At 44.6% G+C, this 20495-nt stretch carries 20 protein-coding genes; 11 read left to right on the top strand and 9 right to left on the bottom strand.

The features are described 5' to 3' along the window. Window positions 1–163: 163 nt before the first annotated feature. Together ACJ751_RS06605 and pckA are read right to left on the bottom strand one after the other, a co-directional pair. A complete protein-coding gene (locus tag ACJ751_RS06605; RefSeq protein WP_407744584.1) occupies window positions 164–691 on the bottom strand; it encodes a DUF922 domain-containing protein in 528 nt (175 codons plus the stop codon). A gap of 215 nt (window positions 692–906) precedes the next feature. Further along, entirely contained in the window at window positions 907–2511 is a 1605-nt protein-coding gene (gene pckA, locus ACJ751_RS06600) for a phosphoenolpyruvate carboxykinase (ATP) (protein ID WP_407744583.1), read from the bottom strand. Between the two features lie 426 nt (window positions 2512–2937). Between pckA and ACJ751_RS06595 the strand changes: the two genes are divergently transcribed. From ACJ751_RS06595 to ACJ751_RS06570, 6 genes are all read left to right on the top strand, one after another. Continuing rightward, window positions 2938–4230 carry an aminopeptidase P N-terminal domain-containing protein gene (locus ACJ751_RS06595; RefSeq protein ID WP_407744582.1) on the top strand — a complete coding sequence of 431 codons (1293 nt, stop codon included), beginning with the start codon at window positions 2938–2940 and terminating at the stop codon, window positions 4228–4230. 28 nt (window positions 4231–4258) lie between these two features. Further along, entirely contained in the window at window positions 4259–5023 is a 765-nt protein-coding gene (locus tag ACJ751_RS06590) for a CDP-alcohol phosphatidyltransferase family protein (RefSeq protein ID WP_407744581.1), read from the top strand. Beyond that, window positions 5020–5265, top strand: a complete 246-nt coding sequence (gene purS / locus ACJ751_RS06585) for a phosphoribosylformylglycinamidine synthase subunit PurS (RefSeq protein ID WP_407744580.1) — start codon at window positions 5020–5022, stop codon at window positions 5263–5265. Before ACJ751_RS06590 ends, purS begins: the two co-directional genes overlap by 4 nt. Before the next feature lie 71 nt (window positions 5266–5336). Further along, window positions 5337–6002: a 16S rRNA (cytidine(1402)-2'-O)-methyltransferase gene (rsmI, locus tag ACJ751_RS06580; protein ID WP_407744579.1), complete on the top strand. Its 666-nt coding sequence runs from the start codon at window positions 5337–5339 to the stop codon at window positions 6000–6002. Between the two features lie 330 nt (window positions 6003–6332). Beyond that, window positions 6333–6788: a PepSY-like domain-containing protein gene (locus ACJ751_RS06575; protein ID WP_407744578.1), complete on the top strand. Its 456-nt coding sequence runs from the start codon at window positions 6333–6335 to the stop codon at window positions 6786–6788. A 325-nt stretch (window positions 6789–7113) separates the two neighbouring features. Further along, window positions 7114–9132, top strand: coding sequence for a M1 family metallopeptidase (locus ACJ751_RS06570; RefSeq protein WP_407744577.1), 2019 nt, complete (start codon window positions 7114–7116; stop codon window positions 9130–9132). Window positions 9133–9452: 320 nt separating this feature from the next. Here ACJ751_RS06570 and ACJ751_RS06565 read toward each other — a convergent pair whose 3' ends face one another. The 3 genes from ACJ751_RS06565 to ACJ751_RS06555 form a co-directional block, all read right to left on the bottom strand. Continuing rightward, window positions 9453–10097 carry a response regulator gene (locus tag ACJ751_RS06565; protein ID WP_407744576.1) on the bottom strand — a complete coding sequence of 215 codons (645 nt, stop codon included), beginning with the start codon at window positions 10095–10097 and terminating at the stop codon, window positions 9453–9455. 115 nt (window positions 10098–10212) lie between these two features. Next, complete coding sequence (rsmG, locus tag ACJ751_RS06560; RefSeq protein ID WP_407744575.1) at window positions 10213–10863, bottom strand: 16S rRNA (guanine(527)-N(7))-methyltransferase RsmG; 651 nt, start codon at window positions 10861–10863, stop codon at window positions 10213–10215. Next, complete coding sequence (locus ACJ751_RS06555; protein WP_407744574.1) at window positions 10833–11972, bottom strand: glycosyltransferase; 1140 nt, start codon at window positions 11970–11972, stop codon at window positions 10833–10835. Before ACJ751_RS06555 ends, rsmG begins: the two co-directional genes overlap by 31 nt. A 284-nt stretch (window positions 11973–12256) precedes the next feature. Between ACJ751_RS06555 and tgt the strand changes: the two genes are divergently transcribed. Then, on the top strand, window positions 12257–13402 hold the full coding sequence (gene tgt / locus ACJ751_RS06550) for a tRNA guanosine(34) transglycosylase Tgt (RefSeq protein WP_407744585.1): 1146 nt from the start codon (window positions 12257–12259) through the stop codon (window positions 13400–13402). Window positions 13403–13570: 168 nt separating this feature from the next. On the opposite strand, the gene ACJ751_RS06545 is transcribed toward tgt, so the two are convergent. Continuing rightward, the gene (locus ACJ751_RS06545) at window positions 13571–14356 is read right to left on the bottom strand and encodes a dienelactone hydrolase family protein (RefSeq protein ID WP_407744573.1); all 786 of its coding nucleotides are present in this window, start codon (window positions 14354–14356) and stop codon (window positions 13571–13573) included. A 257-nt stretch (window positions 14357–14613) separates the two neighbouring features. Here ACJ751_RS06545 and ACJ751_RS06540 point away from each other — a divergent pair, with 257 nt between their 5' ends. The 3 genes from ACJ751_RS06540 (at window position 14614) to ACJ751_RS06530 (ending at window position 17963) form a co-directional block, all read left to right on the top strand. Beyond that, complete coding sequence (locus ACJ751_RS06540; protein ID WP_407744572.1) at window positions 14614–15714, top strand: LptF/LptG family permease; 1101 nt, start codon at window positions 14614–14616, stop codon at window positions 15712–15714. A gap of 158 nt (window positions 15715–15872) precedes the next feature. Then, window positions 15873–17198, top strand: coding sequence for a citrate (Si)-synthase, eukaryotic (locus ACJ751_RS06535; RefSeq protein WP_407744571.1), 1326 nt, complete (start codon window positions 15873–15875; stop codon window positions 17196–17198). A gap of 465 nt (window positions 17199–17663) precedes the next feature. After that, window positions 17664–17963: a hypothetical protein gene (locus tag ACJ751_RS06530; protein ID WP_407744570.1), complete on the top strand. Its 300-nt coding sequence runs from the start codon at window positions 17664–17666 to the stop codon at window positions 17961–17963. On the opposite strand, the gene ACJ751_RS06525 is transcribed toward ACJ751_RS06530, so the two are convergent. The 3 genes from ACJ751_RS06525 to ACJ751_RS06515 all read right to left on the bottom strand — a co-directional run bounded on the left by ACJ751_RS06525 (window position 17960) and on the right by ACJ751_RS06515 (window position 20068). Beyond that, complete coding sequence (locus tag ACJ751_RS06525) at window positions 17960–18631, bottom strand: hypothetical protein (RefSeq protein WP_407744569.1); 672 nt, start codon at window positions 18629–18631, stop codon at window positions 17960–17962. The two genes, ACJ751_RS06530 and ACJ751_RS06525, sit on opposite strands and share 4 nt — an antisense overlap. A 21-nt stretch (window positions 18632–18652) precedes the next feature. Continuing rightward, window positions 18653–19168 carry a hypothetical protein gene (locus tag ACJ751_RS06520; RefSeq protein WP_407744568.1) on the bottom strand — a complete coding sequence of 172 codons (516 nt, stop codon included), beginning with the start codon at window positions 19166–19168 and terminating at the stop codon, window positions 18653–18655. Between the two features lie 156 nt (window positions 19169–19324). Continuing rightward, window positions 19325–20068 carry a glucose 1-dehydrogenase gene (locus ACJ751_RS06515; protein ID WP_407744567.1) on the bottom strand — a complete coding sequence of 248 codons (744 nt, stop codon included), beginning with the start codon at window positions 20066–20068 and terminating at the stop codon, window positions 19325–19327. An 81-nt stretch (window positions 20069–20149) separates the two neighbouring features. Between ACJ751_RS06515 and ACJ751_RS06510 the strand changes: the two genes are divergently transcribed. Then, a complete protein-coding gene (locus ACJ751_RS06510; RefSeq protein WP_407744566.1) occupies window positions 20150–20485 on the top strand; it encodes a winged helix-turn-helix transcriptional regulator in 336 nt (111 codons plus the stop codon). Window positions 20486–20495 lie beyond the last annotated feature (10 nt).

The raw sequence follows: 20495 nt of genomic DNA, 5'->3' as shown, positions 1-20495 counted from the left end.
TTACCAGGCGCTAAATGCCGTATTTCTTCCTCAACAACAATACGCTGGCTGGTATTCCGGCATTACACATGTAAATCAGTTCAGAGTGCTGTTGAATACACTCTTCCACCAGCAAATGCCTTTGCTGCCTGATTCTATAGCTATTCATTAATTTAGTTCAGGCTTAATGATGATAATCAGCAAAAGGCGCTGTTTCCTTTAATTCCTGTTCAATTTTTGCCAGCCATTCCGCCTGCTTTGGTCTGTTGCGCGAGTAATCGGTTTCCTGATCGTATTGGGCTTGTTCGAGGCGGTGTTGTTTCATGGCATTCCCATACAGCTTGTTGAGATCGGTGTTGGCGGTTTTAGCGTTGAAGTGATACGCCTTCATGAGCTTGTTCAGTTTACGGGCATTTATTTCTGCAATATCAAAATGGCCTTGTTCATGGGCCAGCACCTCATTGTTCTTTATGCGTACCCATGAGCGGTTTTTATCGAAGTTGCAGGTAATGGAATACTGAAACCCCTTTTCGTCGTAGCCATATTCAATATTTATATTACTGCTGGTAAGGGCCGCGTTTGAGCTATGCGGATCGGGATTGCCCGTGAAATCGCTCCAGGTTAGTTTGCGGGAAGCGCTCCAGGGAATCAGGTTGTTCGCCTGTATAACGGAGATACACACTAATAATAATGACAATGCGGCCTTGCTCATAAACTACAAATACAACAGCAACTTAATTCAAATCGATCGAAATAGATCCTTAAAATTTTCGAAAACCGGTAGAACCAGGTAAAACATAAAAGGTTGTCCCATTTTATGAGACAACCTTTTCTATGGCAAAGTAATCGTTGAGACCGAAATGCTTTTTTTCTCAAAAAGCGTTCTAATATCACTAAAAAAACTGAAACTAAAACAAAAAACGTCGATTATATTTTTGGAGCCGCCGCCAACACTTCTGGCGTAACCCCTGAAGCATATTTCTCAAAATTGGCTATGAACTGTTTAGCCAGGCTTTCGGCTGCTTTGTCGTATGCAGTTTTATCGGCCCAGGTATTGCGTGGGTTCAAAATAGCTTCGGGTACTCCCGGACAGCTGGTAGGAACCGCCATGCCAAAAACAGGGTTTACTTCATATTCCACACTGTCGAGTTGGCCATCCAGTGCCGCACTTATCATGGCGCGGGTATACGACAGCTTCATGCGACTGCCGGTACCATAGGCGCCGCCCGTCCAGCCGGTGTTAATGAGCCATACCTTCACGTTGTGTTTTCTCAGTTTGTCGCCCAGCATACTGGCGTATTGTCCAGGGTGAAGTGGTAAAAAGGGGGCGCCAAAGCAGGCGCTGAAGGTAGATTTGGGTTCTGTAACACCTGCCTCCGTTCCTGCAACCTTGGCCGTGTAACCGGAAATAAACTGGTACATAGCCTGGGCAGGCGTTAATCTTGATACAGGGGGTAGCACGCCGTAGGCATCACAGGTTAAAAAGAAAATATTTTCAGGTATACCACCTTGCGCGGGTTCAATGGCATTACAGATATAATGTAATGGGTAGGAGACGCGCGTATTTTCGGTAATGGTCTTGTTGGCAAAATCAATTTCATTGGTGCCCGCGTAAAAATTGGTGTTCTCAACAAGGGCGCCGCCGCGGATGGCTGCATAAATAGCCGGCTCTTTTTCCTGGCTCAGGTCAATACACTTGGCATAGCAGCCACCTTCAAAGTTAAATACGCCATTGTCGGTCCAGCCATGTTCGTCGTCACCAATCAGTTTACGGTTGGGGTCGGCGCTCAGGGTAGTTTTACCGGTTCCACTCAAACCAAAGAACAAAGCGGTGTCGCCCTCCTGGCCAATGTTCGCTGAACAGTGCATGCTTAATACATCTTTGTCGTGGGGTAAAATATAATTGAGAATAGAGAAAATACCTTTTTTGATCTCGCCGGTATAAGCACTGCCCGCAATTAAAATGGTGCGGTGTTTAAAGCTGATAACGGCTGCATTGTGCTGACGAACGCCACATACTGCAGCATCGAGGTGCAAACCCGGTGCGGCCAGGATATGCCAGTCGGGGTGAAAGTCTTCCAGTTCTTCTTCCTCGGGACGCATAAACATATTATTGGCAAACAGGTTGGCCCACGGGTTATCGTTGATTACGCGAATGTTCAGCCGATAGCGGGGATCGGCGCAAGCGTAGGAGTCACGAACCCATACTTCGGGTTGTACGTTCAAATAATCAAGGATCTTTTTATGTATGCAATGAAAATATTTCTCCTCCAGTGGAATGTTAAAGTCATTCCAATGAACTGAATTTTCAGTGATCTCATCTTTAACAATGAACTTGTCTTTCGGACTACGACCCGTAAATTCTCCTGTTTTTACTACCAATGCGCCTGTGTTGTTCAGTTCGCCCTGGTTCAATCGTAAACTGTCATGCACTAACTCTTCAGCACTTAACTGATAATGCAATGTGTTGGTTGAGCGAAGCCCCAGTTCCTCAAGTCCTTTTGTTGGGATTGCAATAGCTGATAATGACATACAAGCGTTCGTTTGTTTGAGCCTCAAAGATATAATTAAAATTTATCCATACCAATGGAGGTATTTGACACATTTTTGAATATTTTCTAATTTAGATGGCTGTTTATTATAAATTATCTACCTAACGGCTGTTAGTGTAAAATCGCATTGATTGCTCACGCGGTTTTGCTGAATGGGTACTAAAAACCTGAATTTTATATGATTGTTGATCAGTATTTGGTTACGGGTTTCCAGCTCCCGGAAACCGGTTTATTCAGTGGTTGACCATAGCTTGATAAAGCAATAATTATAGGTTGATGATTTCGAAGCAGTTTTCAATGCCCGGGTACCCTGCATCCGGTACCTGGTAACTGATTATAGTTGAGCGTTTTCATTTATTTTTACCGCATCAATTAAAAGGGCTTCTATACTATAAATATTAACTACATGAAGTATCTGCCACTCGATCCTGCTATTTTTATCCAGAACCGTAAGAGTTTTGTAGCCCGGATGGATAAAAATGCGATCGCTATTTTCAACAGTAACGATGAACTGCCTACCAATGGCGATGCCACGCACCGGTTCAAACAAAACAGCGACCTGTACTGGTTATGCGGCATTGACCAGGAAGACTCTATGGTAATTCTTTTTCCCAATAACCCTGATCCCAAACTGCGCGAGGTGCTGGTGCTGGTTCGTCCAAATGAAATGAAAGAGAAATGGGATGGCAGGCGGTTGCGGGCAGAAGAGGCCCGCAAGCTATCGGGCATTCAAACGATCATCTGGCTCGATAGCCTGGATGCTGTTTTACAGGGCTGGATCCATTTGGCCGATACCATTTATTTGAACACGAACGAAAACGACCGCAAATCGAACTGGGTACCGGTACGCGATTACCGCTATGCAGAAGAAATGCGGCAAAAATTCCCGCTGCACCAGTATAAGCGCAGCGCCCGTATTATGAAAGAGCTGCGGGCTATTAAATCGCCCCAGGAAGTTGCCGTAATACAGCAGGCAATAGATATAACCCAAAAGACGTTTGAACGACTGTTGAAATTCATAAAGCCGGGTGTAATGGAGTATGAGATAGAGGCTGAGATCTGGCATTCGTTTTTGTCGCAACGCGCCACCGGGCCGGCTTACAGCAGCATCATCGCCAGTGGCGACCGCGCCCGCATTCTGCATTATGTATTCAATAACCAGGAATGTAAAGATGGCGAGCTGGTGTTGATGGATTTTGGCGCTGAATACGGCGGCTATTGTGCCGATTTAACCCGTACGGTTCCGGTAAGTGGAAAATTCACCAAACGGCAAAAAGAAGTGTATAATGGTTGTTTACGCCTGCATGACTATGCGAAAAGCATTCTGAAGCCTGGCATCAGCATCCTGGATTATACCGATAAAGTAGGAGCGGAAGCCACCAAAGTGTTTGTAAAGCTTGGGTTGCTGAGCCCCGGAGATGTGAAGAATGAAGACAAGGACAACCGCGCTTACCGCAAGTATTTATATCATGGTATTTCGCATCACCTGGGTATCGATGTGCATGACCTGGGTTCCCGTACCGAACCCATTAAACCGGGAATGGTATTTACCGTTGAACCGGGTATTTATATAGAACAGGAACAAATGGGCATCCGTATCGAAAACAATCTATGGATCACCAAAACCGGCAACAAAGATCTGATGGCTAAGATTCCCATTAAGGCGGATGATATCGAATCTTTAATGAAGAAAAAATAAACGAAAAAGAATAAGCTAATTTGAATTCATGAAACACATACCAAACCTGTTCACGTTACTCAATTTGTTCTTTGGCTGTATTGCGATCATATACGTCTTGCAAAATGGAATTATTATAGTAAGTGATGAGCAGGGGACACAGTTGCTGGAAATTCCCGAAAAAATATGGCTGGGTTCCTTATTCATTGGGCTGGCCGCTGTGGTAGATTTTTTAGATGGATTTGTAGCCCGCCTGTTCAATGCTACTTCGCCACTAGGCAAACAACTCGATTCACTGGCCGATGTAGTAAGCTTTGGTGTAGCGCCGGGCATGATCGTGTACCAGTTTTTGCGCCTGAGTTATGCAGGTATGCCCGATGGTATGGAGGCGCCGGTTATTCTTTTAATGCCTGCCCTGATGATACCCTGTGCAGCCGCATTTCGACTGGCCAAGTTCAATATCGACGATTCACAGCAATTTGGTTTTAAAGGCGTTCCTACGCCGGCAGCAGGGCTGTTGGTAGCCTCATTACCCCTTATTTACTGGTATTCGAATGCAGATATGGCCGGTTTGTTACAGAATCGCTGGGTGTGGTATGGTATAATTGTGGTGCTGAGCTATTTAATGATAAGCAATCTGCCGTTGATGGCGCTGAAATTTAAAAATTTCTCCGTGAAAAGCAATCTGCCCAAGCTTATTTTACTGGTGGCTGCCATTATAGCCGCCATATTATTAAAATGGATGGCGGTACCGGTTGTATTTATTCTTTACATCATCTTATCTTTGGCGTTCAAAAATAAAGCTACAACATGACCTATACAGTTCAGGTGAAGGTAATGCCGTTAAAAGAATTGCTCGATCCGCAAGGGAAAGCCGTAATGAGTGGATTACAAAATCTGGGATTGGGTAACGTTCAGGATGTACGGGTAGGAAAGAACATCACCCTGCAGGTAGAAGCCAGCACCCCTGATCAGGCAAAAGCAATTGCCGAAGAAGCCTCCAAAAAGTTACTCGCTAATCCGGTAATGGAGTATTTCGAAATCGTTATTAACTAATTTTTTGATAAGCTAATGTGTTAATGTGTCTCTTACCAGAAGCACGTTAGCATATTAGCGCATTATCAATTATGCTTTATATAGTTCCAACACCCATAGGTAACTTGCAGGATATCACGCTCAGGGCCCTGGAGGTGTTGAAGCAGGTTGATCTGATACTGGCTGAAGATACGCGCACCTCAAGCAAATTATTGAATCACTACCAGATCTCGCGGCCGCTTACAGCTTATCACATGCATAACGAGCACCTGATAGTGCCGCACCTCGTTAGGCAGTTGCAAGAGGGCAAGAAGATGGCCATGATCTCAGATGCCGGTACACCCGGTATTTCCGATGCCGCTTTTCTGCTCGTTCGCGAATGTATTAAGCAGCATATAAAAGTAGAATGTCTTCCCGGCGCTACTGCCTTTGTTCCCGCCCTCGTGAATAGCGGACTTCCTATGACCCGCTTTACGTTTGAAGGTTTTCTTCCACCCAAAAAGGGCCGTCAAACCATGTTGAAGAAACTGACCGAAGAAGATCGCACCATGATCATTTATGAATCACCACACCGCCTGCTTAAAACCCTGCAGGAATTTGTTCAATACTTTGGCGCCGACCGTCAATGCAGTGTAAGCCGCGAGCTCTCCAAAATGTTTGAAGAAAATGCGCATGGTACGTTGCAGGAGCTGGTTGAACATTTTCAGCAAAAGGATGTTAAGGGGGAGATAGTTATTGTGTTGGCTGGGAAGGAGTAGTTGAGTTGACCAGGAAGGAGAGTTGATAACGTTGATAGAGTTGATAAAGAGATCGAAAAGCAAGTTGACGTGTTAAAGAGTTGACAAATTAACAAGTTGAAATGCAGAAGTGATCCCGGAATTTCGGAAACCCTTTCACGTTTCGCGACTCAGGATTGCCGCGTCGCGGCCCTTTGCCTTTTGCCCTCTGCCCTTTGCCATTTTCACCACTGCCTATTTCCCTTTGCGTCTCTTCAACGCTCGCTATCTACACAATTAACCAACTTTATGTTTTTATTTAGGCAACAAGGTTTGAAATTTGCATGCTAACCTATAAATACGTATTTAGATATGAAAAAGCTCATTAATTACTGTCTGGCTCTTTGTCTTACTACCGCCATATATAATACCGCTGATGCACAGGTGCGTAAAATTCCGGCTGAAGTAACCGAAGCTTTCCGGCAGAAATACCCCACCGCCCTGAATGTAGAATGGCACGATCACTTAACTAATTTTACCGCCACCTTCGATCAGGATAAAGTACACTACGAAGCGAAGTTCAACAACAAAGGTTTTTGGCAAAGCACCGAAAATAAAATAGATGACCCCGCCATTCCCGCACCTGTTAAAGACGGCTTTCAAAAAAGTAAGTATGCTGAAGAGTGGAATATAAAGCAAGCCTATAAAATAGCCCTGCGCGAAGACAAAACGCAATACCGCCTGGAGATCCAGAAAAATGATATCCAGAAAAAACAATTGTATTTCGACAGCACCGGCCGGTTATTGAGAGATAATATCAGCCTGTAGAATTACCAATAACGATATCTATAAAAACAATTCCCCCTGGTTTTGCCGGGGGATTATTGTTTATGCTGTTGAATGCTAATAAAACCAGATGAATATATTCTAATTAGATGCCCACAAGATTATTACATATTAGTATAAAATAGCAAATCTGGTCTGTTTATCTCCGTAGAACTTGAATTTGATCAAGCCATCCCGGCTACCTATGATCCATAGCAACCAGTACAGCACTTACAGGTATTAACCGGTTATAAAGTATAACTATTTATCATTTTTCTTTTTTAACTACCTTCCGCACTTGAAAACTTCATTAAATAAAACTTACATGATGCGTAAAAGGATTTATACGCTGACGACTTGTACTCTCTTAGCAGTGGTGGCATGGGCGCAACCTGACAGATGGCAACAGCGGGTGAAATACACGATGGATATTGCCATGAACGTAACTACCAACCGGTTTACCGGTAAACAACGGTTGGAGTATACCAATAACTCTCCCGATACCCTTAAAAAAGTATTCTATCATTTATACTGGAATGCCTTTCAACCCAATAGTATGATGGACAATCGCAGCCGCGTATTGGGTCAAAAAACAACCAACGGCCGACCCGACTGGGACCAGCGTGTGAAGGACCGCATTCAAAACCTGCAACCAGATGAAACAGGTTATCAAAAAGTGCTGTCGTTAAAAATGAACGGCATTCCTGTGAAATATTCGGTAGATGAAACCATTCTGGAAGTACCGCTTTCAGTACCCATTCTACCCAAAGCCAAAGTGGTGTTTGAAATGGAGTTTGAAGCGCAGGTGCCATTACAGGTCAGACGCAGTGGCCGCGACAACCCGGGTACGGGTGTGCGTTATTCCATGAGCCAGTGGTATCCAAAAATGTGTGAATATGATTATGAAGGCTGGCACCCCACGCCATATGTAGCCCGCGAGTTTTATGGGGTTTGGGGCGATTATGAGGTGAACATTACCATCGATAAAAAATACATGATCGGTGGAACCGGTTATTTACAAAACCCTAACCAGATCGGTTTTGGTTACCAGGATCCCGGGGTAAGAATGGCAGCGCCAACCGGCCCAACACTTACCTGGCGTTTTGTTGCTCCCAATGTACACGATTTTATGTGGGCGGCCGATCCCGACTATGTGCATTTAACCCGCACTATTGCCGGCGGTCCGGTAATTCATGTGATCTACAACCGCGAGGAAGATCTGCTGCGCAGAACCTACGAAACATTACCACCTGATAAGAAAAAGAATTACGCCAATGCAGATGCCTATATTAAATGGTTCGATAATGAGTGGAACCGCATAGCTGATGCAGCCGTAACCGTATTACCCTTTATTGAAAAGAAATTCGGCGCTTATCCCTACAAACAGTATTCGTTTGTACATGGGGGCGATGGCGGGATGGAATACCCTATGAGCACCCTGATCGTTGGCCCCAGCGTAAGCACGGCCTTTCACGAATGGATGCACAGCTGGTACCAGGGTATGCTGGGCACCAATGAATCAGAATACGCCTGGATGGATGAAGGCTTTACCAGCTATGCCGCTTCACTGGTGACAAATTATTACCAAACTGTTTCAGGTTCGCAGGAAACAGAAACGACCGCAGGTACAGGTCCGCGTAAGAAAGTACTGGTTGATTCGCTTGCAAAAAGTAAATCCTACCTGGGTGCTGTTAACCCCCACGACGATGCGTACGATAATTATTTCGGCCTGGTGGCCAGCCGCCTGGAAGAACCGCTAACTACTCATGCCGATCATTTTGAAACAAACTTTGCCTACAGCCTTGCTTCGTATTCAAAAGGAGAGGTGTTTATGGAACAGCTGGGTTACATTGTTGGCGCCCAGGTGCGCGATAAAATTTTGATGGACTATTATAACCAATGGCGCTTCAGGCATCCTAATGTAAATGACTTTATCCGCGTAGCGGAAAAAGCCAGTGATATAAAGCTTGACTGGTACCGCGAATACTTTGTGAATACCACGAAAACAATCGACTATGGTATTGATAGTTTGTGGGATGAAGGCGGTAAAACAAAGATCAGATTACGCCGCATTGGCAATATGCCAATGCCGGTTGATGTACTGGTCACTTTCAAAGATGGCAGCAAGCTGATGGCTTATATACCGCAGTATTTGATGTTTGGCGAAAAACCGGTTGAAGATGCTACCATTCCGCGTAATGTATATGAGCCCTGGAAATGGACACATCCGCAATACACGTTTGAGATCAATCGCAGGATCACCGAACTAAAGGTCATTGAAATTGATCCTTCACTGCGCATGGCTGATGTAGACAGAAAAAATAATAAACTGGATATTCCCTGGTAAGGTGAGAATTAATGCGTTTAAGGTGGGTCACCCTTTGAGGGTGGCTCACCTTTCTAATTAAAAAGGTGAGCCACTCTTTGGAGAGTGACCCACCTTTTGTAACTAAACAGGTAACAATCAAAAAGGCCCCCCGATGCATCGGGGGGCCTCCTTTCAAATAAGGTTATTGATAAACAGAGCACAGGGAAGGTAAAATGGCATGTAAGTATTTGATGTGGCAACCAGATGCAAAGCTATGCTCGTATTAGAATTAAAACAATACTACTTTGTGGGTAATTTTTGCTGTGCTAAACTGCTAATGCGATTTTTACCCCTCCGGATCAACGCCCATAAAACTTATTAATAGCTTCTACCCGATTATTTACATGTAGTTTTTCGTATATGTGATATACATGTTTGCGCACTGTTTCCTGGCTAATGAATAAACTGGCGGCAATTTCTTTGTACAGCATGCCTTTGGCCAGTAATTCCAGTATTTCTTTTTCACGATTTGATAAAACGCTGAGAGATTTATCAGTAGCTTCTGCGCCCGCTTTATTATGTTGAAAAGCCTGCACTACTTTACGGGCTATCTGACTGCTCATGGGAGCGCCGCCCTCCTGTAATTCCCGGATGGCTTCCAGTAGTTTATGGGGAGCTGTTTTCTTTAAAATGTATCCGTTTGCGCCGGCACTCAATGCTTCGAAGATCTTTTCATCATCTTCATACACCGTACACATCATAAACAGGATCTCAGGATAATCTGCTTTCAGCTGCTTCACAATATCGATCCCGCTTTCCCCTTCGCCGAGGTTTATATCCATCAACACTACCTGCGGTTTCAGATCGGGAATTTTCACCAACGCTTCTTCTGCCGTTGCACAACTTCCCAACAACCGGTATCCTTCCGACATCGTTACGATCTGTTCCAGTGCAGACCGAATGTCTTTTGTATCGTCAACAATACATACAGTAATATCCATCATGGTACAAAGTTCAGTTTTTTGCCGAAACGTAAAATACCACTTTAAGGTAGTTTTACTTGCTATAAATAAAAACCCTGAATGTTACTGATTGAAAGTTAAAGCAATAGCCTCTATATTATACTGAAACATATAACATATACTTCTCTTTGAAGTATTCTTCAGAAAATATCTCGTACACCTCCATTAACCGGGGCCTGCAACCGCTTTCTGAGATCTCCTGTGACAGATCGCCGCCTTTTAAACAGATGAGTCCTGGTTTTTGATTCTCACTATTGGGCTGCGGTTTCTTCAGCAATGGCTTCGACCATTGCCATAAGTCTTTTAACGGCGCCACGGCTCTCGACACAACAAAGTCAAACTTTTTGTCTTTGATCTCTTCAATGCGCGTATGGCGGGTAGTTACATTCTTTAGTCCTAATGCTTCCGCCACTGCGTCCACTACCTTTAATTTCTTACCAATACTATCGACAAGAAGGAATTTTACTTCGGGAAAAAAGATGGCCAGGGGTATACCCGGAAAGCCACCACCTGTACCAAGGTCAACAATGGTTGAACCGGGCTTGAACTCAAAAGCAGTGGCAATAGCCAAAGAATGCAGCACATGCTTTTCGTACAGGCTTTCCATGTCTTTACGCGAAATAACATTGATCTTGCTGTTCCAGTCGTTATACAGTTCGTCTAAAGCGGCGAATTGTTGCAGCTGAACAGGGTTGAAGTCACCAAAATATTTGGTGATCAGTTCCAGTTTTTGTTGGGCTTTCTCCATATTGAAGGAGCAAAGATGAAGTAATGTATGAACATCCAGATATCTAAAATCCACCACCAGTAAAAAAGATCCTTTTCGTTCATCTTTTTCATTGCGTTGTAATAGACAATCGCCTGCCAAATGAAGCGGATCGCAAAAACGCCCAGTGTTATCCGCCAGTCGAAAAAGAACAGGCACAATACAAACAGGGGGTACAGAAAAAAGTGAGAGGTGGAATATAATCCTAACAGTAATTTATGAACCGGTTTATAGAATTTGCTGGTACTGTAGTGGCGGTTCTTCTGGCGGATCCAGTCGCCAAACCTGCGTTTGGGTTCCGACAGGGTGAACGCTTCCTGATCGAGCACCACGTTCACATTGTGTTTGTTGGCCACCTGGTTAATGAACAGGTCATCATCACCGCTGGCTACGTGGTTGAGGGAAGAAAAACCTTTTTGACGGAAGAACAATTCGCGTTTATACGAGAGGTTTCTACCCACCCCCATATACGGCATACCGGCAAGCGCATACGACATATACTGCAGGGCCGAATGGAAAGTTTCGAAGCGAATGAGTTTGTTCAGAATACCGGGCTTTTTATTGTAAGCGCCATAACCCAGCACTATCTCAACACCGTCGTGATAAGCATCCTGCATTTTTTGCAGCCAGAATTCTGAAGCAGGTACACAATCAGCATCAGTGAGTAATAATATTTCGTGTTTGGCTTCTTTTATCCCTATTGACAGCGGGTATTTTTTACCAGGAATACCCAGGGCTTCCTGTTCCAGGTTAATGGCCTGCAGGTTTTTAAAAGTCTTTTTAAACTCATCGAGCAGGTAACGGGTTTCATCCTGGCTGTTGTGGTTCACCACAATCAATTCATGCGTGGAAGGATATGTTTGCACCAGCACGCCGGGTAAATATTTCGTAAGGTTATTAGCTTCATCGCGGGCGCACACAATAATGCTCACTGCATGGGTTTGCGATTTCTCTTTGGGAACGGGTTTAAAAAAAGCTACGCGCCGGAAAAATGCGATATAATAAATTAACTGGATCAGTATAACCAGACAAAACAGTGAAAACAGGATCCAAGGCCACCAGGTTATGAAAAACATTTGTATCTCGCCCATAAGAGAAATTAATTTAGGCACGGTCCGTGAAGTTTGCACGAAAATAGGATAAACTAATGAGTTTTTAATTTGAAGTTGTACCCATCTGGTGTGAGTTTCAGCGAAAAATAAGTGGCCGGTAGTTAATGGTGAAAACCTATTGACTTAATAACCGGTAACCCGAAACCGGGAAGCAAGGTCATTGTACTTAAAACATTCAACTTTAAACTTTGAACCTGAAACCTGCCACCCGAAACAGCCAATAATAAAGCGGATGCAACACATTATCTTTGCGTCCCAATAAAATAAAAATGGCCGCATTACAATTCACTTTACAACATACCGATAACCAGACAAAAGCCAGGGCAGGACATATTGTCACCGATCATGGTGAAATAGCCACGCCCATCTTTATGCCGGTGGGTACGGTTGGCAGTGTAAAGGCGGTAAGCCAACAGCAGTTGAAGGAAGAGGTGAATGCATCCATCATACTGGGAAACACGTATCACTTGTACTTGAGACCCGGTACCGGAGTGCTGGAAAAAGCGGGTGGTTTACACCGTTTTAATGGCTGGGAACGGCCCATTTTAACGGATAGCGGCGGCTACCAGGTGTTCTCCCTGGCAGGCACCCGTAAAATATCAGAAGAAGGCGTATTGTTTCAATCACATATCGATGGGTCGCGGCATTTGTTTACGCCCGAATCGGTAATGGATATTCAACGCACTATTGGCGCCGACATCATCATGGCATTTGATGAATGTCCGCCGTACCCCAGCGATTACCAGTATGCTGAAAAGTCGATGCACCTGACCCATCGCTGGCTCGATCGTTGTTTCAAGCGTTTTACCGAAACCCCGGATAAATACGGGTACACCCAGAACCTGTTTCCCATTGTGCAGGGCAGCACCTATACCGACCTGCGCAAAGCCTCCTGCGAATTCATTGCCTCAAAAGAGGCAACAGGTAATGCCATTGGCGGGTTAAGTGTGGGAGAACCCGATAACATGTTGTATGATCTGTGCGGGTTGTGTTGCGATAATTTACCCGTTCACAAACCCCGTTATTTGATGGGTGTGGGAACCCCCTGGAACATCCTGGAATGTATTGCCCTCGGCGTTGATATGTTTGACTGTGTAATGCCTACCCGCAATGGCCGTAATGCCATGCTGTTTACTTCGCAAGGCGTAATAAATATCGATAATAAAAAATGGGAGACCGATTTCTCACCCCTCGATGAGGGCATCGACTGCGTGGTGAGCAATTATTATTCAAAAGCTTATTTACGTCACCTGGTTAAATCGAAAGAAATACTGGGTCTCACCCTCGCCAGCGTACATAACCTCGCGTTCTATTTATGGCTCGTTCGCCAGGCAAGACATCATATTTTGCAGGGAGATTTTATTTCATGGAAGAATGAGATGGTTGTTCGTTTACAAACGAGACTGTAAGAAGAAGGCAAAGGGCAGAGGGCAGAGAGAAATACAGCCTCTGCACACGTAGCTCCTGAAAACAAGAGCCGGCAACTTTTTACAAGGTTGCCGGCTTTTGCTATTTATTTTGACTGCTCAAAGTTCGAGAGGCCATCTCTGCCCTCTGCCTTCTGCCTTGCTTCTTAATTATTTCTTCTGCTCAAACAACCACTTAAGCAGCTCCGGCTCCGCAAACGCATTATCCCAGCTATTATGCCCCACACCAGGGTATTCTGTATATTTTACTTTAGCGCCGGCTGCCTTCAGGGCGTTGGTCATCAGGCGTGAATTACTAACAGCAACAACAGGATCGCTGCCGCCATGGAAGATCCAGATAGGAAATTTCTTAGCGTAGATCGTTACTTTTTGTGGATCGCCGCCGCCACAAATAGGAATGGCTGCCGCAAAGAAGTTGGGTTTGCGCCACAGCAATTCAAAGGTGCCCATGCCACCCATTGACAAACCCGCCAGGTACATTTTTTTGGTGTTTATAGTTCCGCTGGCTGTCAGGGTATCGAGCAGCCGGCTTACCAGTCCAAGGCTTTTGCCAACAGGCTGATCGCTGACAAATCCAAAGCTGCCCAGGGAATCTTTTTTATTAGGATCGTGGGTAATACGCGCCCACCAGTCTTCCTGCGGGCATTGCGGAAACACTACGATGGCTGGAAATTTTTCGCGCGTAACTGAATCGGCAAACAGTTTACCGCCATGCTTTAACTGGGCCTCATTATCATTACCCCGTTCACCAGCTCCATGCAGGAACAACACCAGCGGGTATTTTTTATTGGCATTGTAATTAAGCGGATATAAGATGCGATAGCGCAGTGTATCGCCCCCGCTGATAAATTCTTTCTTTTCGTACGATTGTTCAAACTGGGCCGGCAAATTTGTCATGGCAAGCGCTAAAAGTAAGGTCAAAAAGAGTTTTTGCATCGTTAGATAACAGTTTTAAGTTTAAAGTTCAGCAATAAGGATCCTAAGTTTCCAGTTTTTGAGTTATTGGGTTATTGAGTTAAAAAACCATGAGCGAAGTGAAAGGGCTGTTTCCCCTTTGCCTTTTGCCCTCTGCCTTCTGCCACCAAGTTACAATTTTAGCTGATTCCTAAAGTTTAACTAAGAACTAATGCCCGGGTTTAGCAAACTGCCCTTTTTCTGCTACATTTGCCCTGCCGTACATTGCGTGCTACCGGATGATTAAAAAGATTGATTGGTACATATTAAAGAAGTTTATTTCCACCGCCGTGTTTATGGTGCTGATCTTTTCGGCAATTGCTGTTGCGATCGATACCAGTGAAAAGGCAGATGACTTTGTGAAGTCGGGTTTATCAACCTCACAGATCATCATGCAGTACTACTTAGGCTTTGTTCCCTTCATCATCTCCATGATCTTTCCGCTGATGGTGTTCATCGCGGTTATTTTCTTCACCTCAAATATGGCGGGCAAAAGTGAACTGATCGCTATTCTGGCGGGCGGCGTACGGTTCAACCGCATGTTGCGTCCCTACTTTTTAGGCGCTCTGGTCATGGGCGGTATTTTCTGGGTGGCTACCCAGTACTGGATGCCTAAAGCCAATGTGTTGCGTGCTAATTTTCAGGCAACTTATATTGATAGCAAAAGCTCGTACGAGCAGGGCGAAGCGGCCAAGCGTACCCGCAATTATTATTTCAGGGTAGATGCTCATACGTTTGCCGGCATGCGTAATTACGATACCGCCTCCAGATCGGCCAACGATTTTTATATGGACCGCCTGGATGGTTACAAAATGGTTTATAACCTGCGGGCCGATTACCTGAAGTGGGACACTGCTAAAAGGACCTGGAAATTGCAGAATGCAGTAGAACGGAAGATTGAAGGTGTAAAGGAGATCACGAAGATCATTCCCGAGATGACGCTGAATTTGAATCTGAAACCAAGCGAGATCAAATTCGATAAATACCTCAAAGATAAAATGACCACCCCCGAATTGCGGCGCTATATAAAAGGAGAAGAAAGCCGCGGGGCAGAAGGGTTGAACGATTATAAAGTAGAACGGTACCGGCGCGATGCCAACCCCGCTTCAATCTTCATTCTAACACTGATTGGTGTGGCGGTATCGTCACGCAAAACACGCGGTGGAAGTGGAACGAACCTGGCAATAGGCATTATTGCCGCAGCCTTCTTTGTGGTGATGGATAAATTCTCACTGACCTTTTCAACCAAAGGAAATTTCCCGCCTATGCTGGCGGCCTGGACACCCAATATAATATTTTCGATTTTTGCCATCTGGATGTATCGTATTGCACCCAAGTAAACGACATATTAATAAAACATTAATATAGTCGAACAATTGTTGTTTATTTCTATAGTAATCATTGCTGAATTAATTTTGTTCTTTTGAGAGGGTTTGTTATAACTTTAGCCAAAGTTCTTCCCTCATAATTATATATTTACAAATAATCATATTGCATCATGGGAATTCTTAAAGATCGGTTTAAGGTAAAAGCAGAAGCTCACGCGGCCGAGGTAAAAGAGCTGTTAAAGCAAAATGGTTCTAAAAAGATCGGTGAAGTTCAATTGTCCCAGATTTACCAGGGTATGCGTGGAATCACCGGCCTGGTGTCAGAAACCTCATTGCTCGATGCTAAAGAAGGGATCCGGTTCCGTGGTTATACGATCCCCGAGTTGCAAAAGGCTTTACCCAAACACAATGGTGGCACCGAGCCTTTGCCAGAAGGACTCTTCTACCTGATGTTGATTGGCGAATTACCCGATGAAGAAGCGGTGGCATACATAACCAGCAGCTGGCAGCGCCGTTCACACGTTCCCAATCACGTTTTTGCCGCAATTGACGCATTGCCCGTAACCGCTCACCCCATGACCATGTTTGTAACGGGTATTATGGCCCTGCAAACTGAAAGCAATTTCTCCCGCCGCTATGCTGAAGGCATGAACAAGAAAGATTACTGGGATGCCGTGTTCGACGATTCCATGGATCTGATCGCCCGTTTGCCCCGCGTAGCTGCTTATATATACCGTCGTAAATATCATAACAACCAGCATATTCAACCCAATGGCCTGCTCGACTGGGCAGGTAACTTGGCGCACATGCTCGGTTTCGAAGATGACAGCTTTAAAGAACTGATGCGTTTATACATGACCATTCATGCCGACCATGAAGGTGGTAACGTATCGGCCCATACTACGCACCTGGTAGGTTCTGCCTTAAGTGATCCTTACCTGAGCTTAGCTGCAGGGATGAACGGTTTGGCGGGTCCATTACACGGCCTGGCTAACCAGGAAGTGGTAAAATGGATCATGGAGATGCAGCAGGAGCTGAAAACAGAAGTGCCTACAAAAGGACAGATTGAAACATACGTAAAGAATACCCTTTCTTCTGGTAAAGTGGTTCCGGGTTATGGTCACGCGGTATTGCGTAAAACCGATCCACGTTTCTCTGCTCAAATGGACTTTGCAAAACGTCATTTCCCTGATGATCCATTAGTACAGATCGTTTGGAATATCTATGAGGTGGTGCCTCCAATTTTGGAATCACTGGGTAAGGTGAAAAATCCCTGGCCAAACGTGGATGCACACAGCGGCGCGCTGCTGGTTCACTATGGAATGAAGGAGTATGAGTTTTATACGGTATTATTTGGCGTAAGCCGTTCATTGGGCGTACTGGCCAGCCTCATTTGGGACAGAGCACTGGGCTTTGCCCTTGAACGTCCGAAGTCAGTAACTACCGATCTGGTAAAGGCCTGGCTCGAAGGAAAAGACGAGATCTGGGGGGATTAGTTAGTAACTGAATTATCTTTTATATAGAGGCTTCATCGTAAGGTGAGGCCTTTTTCTTTTGTGGATCGCCTACGCTGAAATGGCAAAGGGCAAAAGGCAAAGGGCAAAGCCTCAACGCGGCCAGGCAACATCTGAGTCGGAAAACACTTTTTTATCACTCAGTCCCTTTATCAACCTATCAACATTCCCACTTTCTCACTGATCTCCTTTCTCCTCGTCAACCTGTTAACTTGTTAACTTGTCAACTTGTCAATATGTCACCTCTCAATAACCTACCAACTACCTTTCATCCTAAGGTTATCTTAAGGTAATCCTAAGGTTATCCTAGGGTTATCTTAGGGTTTAAACCCTGGGATGAACCTGAGATAACCCTGAGAATACCTAAAGAAAACCTAAGAAAATAAGGTCCCATAAAGAGGGTATATAAAAAGTATTTAATATATTTAGGTACAAAAACTACTGTTTATGGCAATAAGTAATAGCGTGTTGTTAAAGCTGCTTTCGGGCCAGATGAATAAAGAAATTGTGTTCAAGCAATATGGCGACAAAACCGTCATAAGCAAGTATCCTGATATGAGCAAACGCACCTTCACCGACAAACAATTGCAGGTGCAGGAAAAGATGTATGAGGCCCATTATACCGCAAAAGGGATCATGGCCAATGAAGAACTGGCCAGCGCCGCACAGGTACGCCTGAACGTTACGCGGAATAAACTGTATACGGCTTTGATTAAGGAATATTTTAAAAGCCAGCAGGAAGGCTAACGCTGACTTCTTTTCTTTATAAGCTGACTGTATTGTTCCGGCAGTTGTTTTTTGTCGGCAAACACAGTATCGAAACCATGATTTGTAAAGTCTATCAGGGAATAGAGGCGTTCTTCTTCGCGGGTGGTGTCCTTCGGGTTATCAACGCTGTTGTCGTGCCCCTGGAACACTTCTATTAAAGCCTGTATATGTTTGCTACTGGTATCTCTGAACAGCCAGCTTGTTTTTGACATATAATCACCCGCATCGCCGAAGTTTTCTCCCAACTCTATATAGGAAGTAAGGCTGTCTTTCCTTCTGTCCCAAAGGAACATTTTAATAGAAGAAGGCTCGTATTCAGAAGGCGTTCTTACCAGTAAACCCATATGGGCGCTGTCGAGCATGAATTTATAAATGGCGAATAAAGCAGGGTGTTCGCTGCTGTGCTGTTGCGCCATTTCTGCCGGAAAAAACCGGGCGTTTAAGCTATCGATACTGCGGCCGTTGAATGCGCTGGTAATGGTGTCGGGAGAATGAACTTCCAGGGTGTCGAGCCCGATATTAAAAAACTGGGCAAACAGGCCTTTGAACCGGCCGTTATAGGTGATGTCGCCTTTTGATTGTATGGGTTTGGGCTGATCGCAGCTAAACAGGGCGACCATAGCCGCCAGGAAGAACAATTTTTTCATAACGGTAGTTTTATAACCAAACTAACACCCGCCTTCGCCCCGCACTTTAAACGTAGTTTTTATTTTTTTACTGATAATTTGTATGGTGCCGGAATAGGTATACAGTTCATCAGCCACTTTTTCTTCCTTCTTACGCACTATTACTTTATAGCCTACGGCATAATATACATCTATGGAGCTGATGGCAGTCAATTGTTTTGATTCGCGCCTGTTCTTTTTGAGTTCTATATCTTTCCCTTTGATCCTGATCAGCGCGAAATCACCCATGTCGGAGAGAAAAACATACTTTTCGTCGCTTAATTTACAAGAGTCGTAGGTAAAAAATTCACCACAGCCATCAATAGAGCCGGGGATTGATTTAAGGAATTCCAGTCTGGGACCGGTGAAAACAGGAGTGGCAGGCGTGGTTTTAACCGCCGCCTTTTTTTCGGTTTTTTTAGAAGTACTGGGTTTTGGTTTGCTATCCTTGGCCCCGTCGCTATCGGCACAATGAGCAAACACCAGCGCAGTTAACAGAATAACAGCAAATCTTTTCATCTTTTAAATCTGGTTAGGATACCGGGTAAATCGGGCGTAAGATACTGATTGTGCGATGAAATCCATAACGTTACTGTTGTATTATGGATATTTGTGATGTGAAATTGCTGTATAACCAAACAGGCCCGCCTGGTGGCGAACCTGTTGTATAAATTCTTACAACGTGAACCCACCATCGATTACAAACTCCGAACCTGTTATAAAAGAGGCGCTTTCATCGCTTAAATAAGTGACCAGTTTGGCTACATCTTCTGCCGTACCGATCTTTTTAAGCGGGATCTTGTTGGTAAGATGATCCATGATGTTATTTACAGTAGCTTCATCCATCCCTGTTTTACTCATTACTTCGGTGCGGGTGGGGCCAGGGCTTACAATATTTACCCTGATCTTTTTAGGCGCCAGTTCTGCCGCTGCGGTTTTGGCTATTGAATTTAATGCCGCTTTGCTGGCCTGGTAAACAGAACTGTTTGGGTTATACGTAGCCGCTACAATGGAAGACAGGATCACCACCGAAGCGCCTTCGGGCAACAAGGGAATAAATTTGCTCAGGGTAAAATATGCTCCCTTGAAGTTAATACCCATTACATTGTCGAAGTTTTCTTCACTCATGGTTTCAATCGGACCCATAGAACCCACAACACCTGCGTTGATAAACAGGATATCAACTTTACCGAATTGCTGTTGAACCCCTTTATACAAATTTTCTGTATCTGTTAAACTCGCCTGATCGGCCACAAAAGGAATAGCGCCTATTTCCTGCGCGGCTTTTTCAATAGCTTCTTTCCGGCGTCCTGTTATTATTACAGTTGCGCCCTGTGCTACCAGTTCTTTGGCTGTTGCATAGCCGATGCCACTGTTTCCACCGGTTACTATCGCCACTTTATTACTAAACTTTTCCATAGTTAAATATTTTTTACAAAGGTATCGGCCAGTTGGTATAACCAGTATCATCAAGTATACCAGTTAAATATTTTAACAAGTATGAAAAGAGACCAGGAGGAAGAACTGAGATCGCTGCAGGATACCCTTTATTTTATTGGGGGAAAATGGCGCATCCCGGTTATCAATTCGCTGTGTAACGGCAGCCGGCGGTTCAGGGAAATAGAACGCAGCATCCCGGGCATTACCACGAGAATGCTGTCGAAAGAATTGAAAGAAATGGAGTTGAACAAGCTGGTTAAAAGAACCGTGTACGACGACACGCCGGTATCAGTGGAATATGAACCCACGGAATATTGCCGCACCTTTGGCAAGATCATTATGGAAATGATAAACTGGGGAAGGGACCACCGCAAGTTCATCCAGAGGAATAAATAGGCAAAGGGCA

It is taken from the genome of Niastella sp. (assembly GCF_045805085.1).
In the GTDB taxonomy this organism is placed as follows: Bacteria; Bacteroidota; Bacteroidia; order Chitinophagales; family Chitinophagaceae; genus Niastella.
Note: the sequence above shows the minus strand (reverse complement) of the source record. Positions and strands in the feature narration are given on the sequence as shown.

Bases quoted from the DNA above. Each gene is read 5' to 3' on its own strand.
- ACJ751_RS06605 (WP_407744584.1), bottom strand. From the start codon at position 691: ATGAGCAAGGCCGCATTGTCATTATTATTAGTGTGTATCTCCGTTATA.
- pckA (WP_407744583.1), bottom strand. From the start codon at position 2,511: ATGTCATTATCAGCTATTGCAATCCCAACAAAAGGACTTGAGGAACTG.
- ACJ751_RS06595 (WP_407744582.1), top strand. From the start codon at position 2,938: ATGAAGTATCTGCCACTCGATCCTGCTATTTTTATCCAGAACCGTAAG.
- ACJ751_RS06590 (WP_407744581.1), top strand. From the start codon at position 4,259: ATGAAACACATACCAAACCTGTTCACGTTACTCAATTTGTTCTTTGGC.
- purS (WP_407744580.1), top strand. From the start codon at position 5,020: ATGACCTATACAGTTCAGGTGAAGGTAATGCCGTTAAAAGAATTGCTC.
- rsmI (WP_407744579.1), top strand. From the start codon at position 5,337: ATGCTTTATATAGTTCCAACACCCATAGGTAACTTGCAGGATATCACG.
- ACJ751_RS06575 (WP_407744578.1), top strand. From the start codon at position 6,333: ATGAAAAAGCTCATTAATTACTGTCTGGCTCTTTGTCTTACTACCGCC.
- ACJ751_RS06570 (WP_407744577.1), top strand. From the start codon at position 7,114: ATGCGTAAAAGGATTTATACGCTGACGACTTGTACTCTCTTAGCAGTG.
- ACJ751_RS06565 (WP_407744576.1), bottom strand. From the start codon at position 10,097: ATGATGGATATTACTGTATGTATTGTTGACGATACAAAAGACATTCGG.
- rsmG (WP_407744575.1), bottom strand. From the start codon at position 10,863: ATGGAGAAAGCCCAACAAAAACTGGAACTGATCACCAAATATTTTGGT.
- ACJ751_RS06555 (WP_407744574.1), bottom strand. From the start codon at position 11,972: ATGGGCGAGATACAAATGTTTTTCATAACCTGGTGGCCTTGGATCCTG.
- ACJ751_RS06545 (WP_407744573.1), bottom strand. From the start codon at position 14,356: ATGCAAAAACTCTTTTTGACCTTACTTTTAGCGCTTGCCATGACAAAT.
- ACJ751_RS06540 (WP_407744572.1), top strand. From the start codon at position 14,614: ATGATTAAAAAGATTGATTGGTACATATTAAAGAAGTTTATTTCCACC.
- ACJ751_RS06535 (WP_407744571.1), top strand. From the start codon at position 15,873: ATGGGAATTCTTAAAGATCGGTTTAAGGTAAAAGCAGAAGCTCACGCG.
- ACJ751_RS06530 (WP_407744570.1), top strand. From the start codon at position 17,664: ATGGCAATAAGTAATAGCGTGTTGTTAAAGCTGCTTTCGGGCCAGATG.
- ACJ751_RS06525 (WP_407744569.1), bottom strand. From the start codon at position 18,631: ATGAAAAAATTGTTCTTCCTGGCGGCTATGGTCGCCCTGTTTAGCTGC.
- ACJ751_RS06520 (WP_407744568.1), bottom strand. From the start codon at position 19,168: ATGAAAAGATTTGCTGTTATTCTGTTAACTGCGCTGGTGTTTGCTCAT.
- ACJ751_RS06515 (WP_407744567.1), bottom strand. From the start codon at position 20,068: ATGGAAAAGTTTAGTAATAAAGTGGCGATAGTAACCGGTGGAAACAGT.
- ACJ751_RS06510 (WP_407744566.1), top strand. From the start codon at position 20,150: ATGAAAAGAGACCAGGAGGAAGAACTGAGATCGCTGCAGGATACCCTT.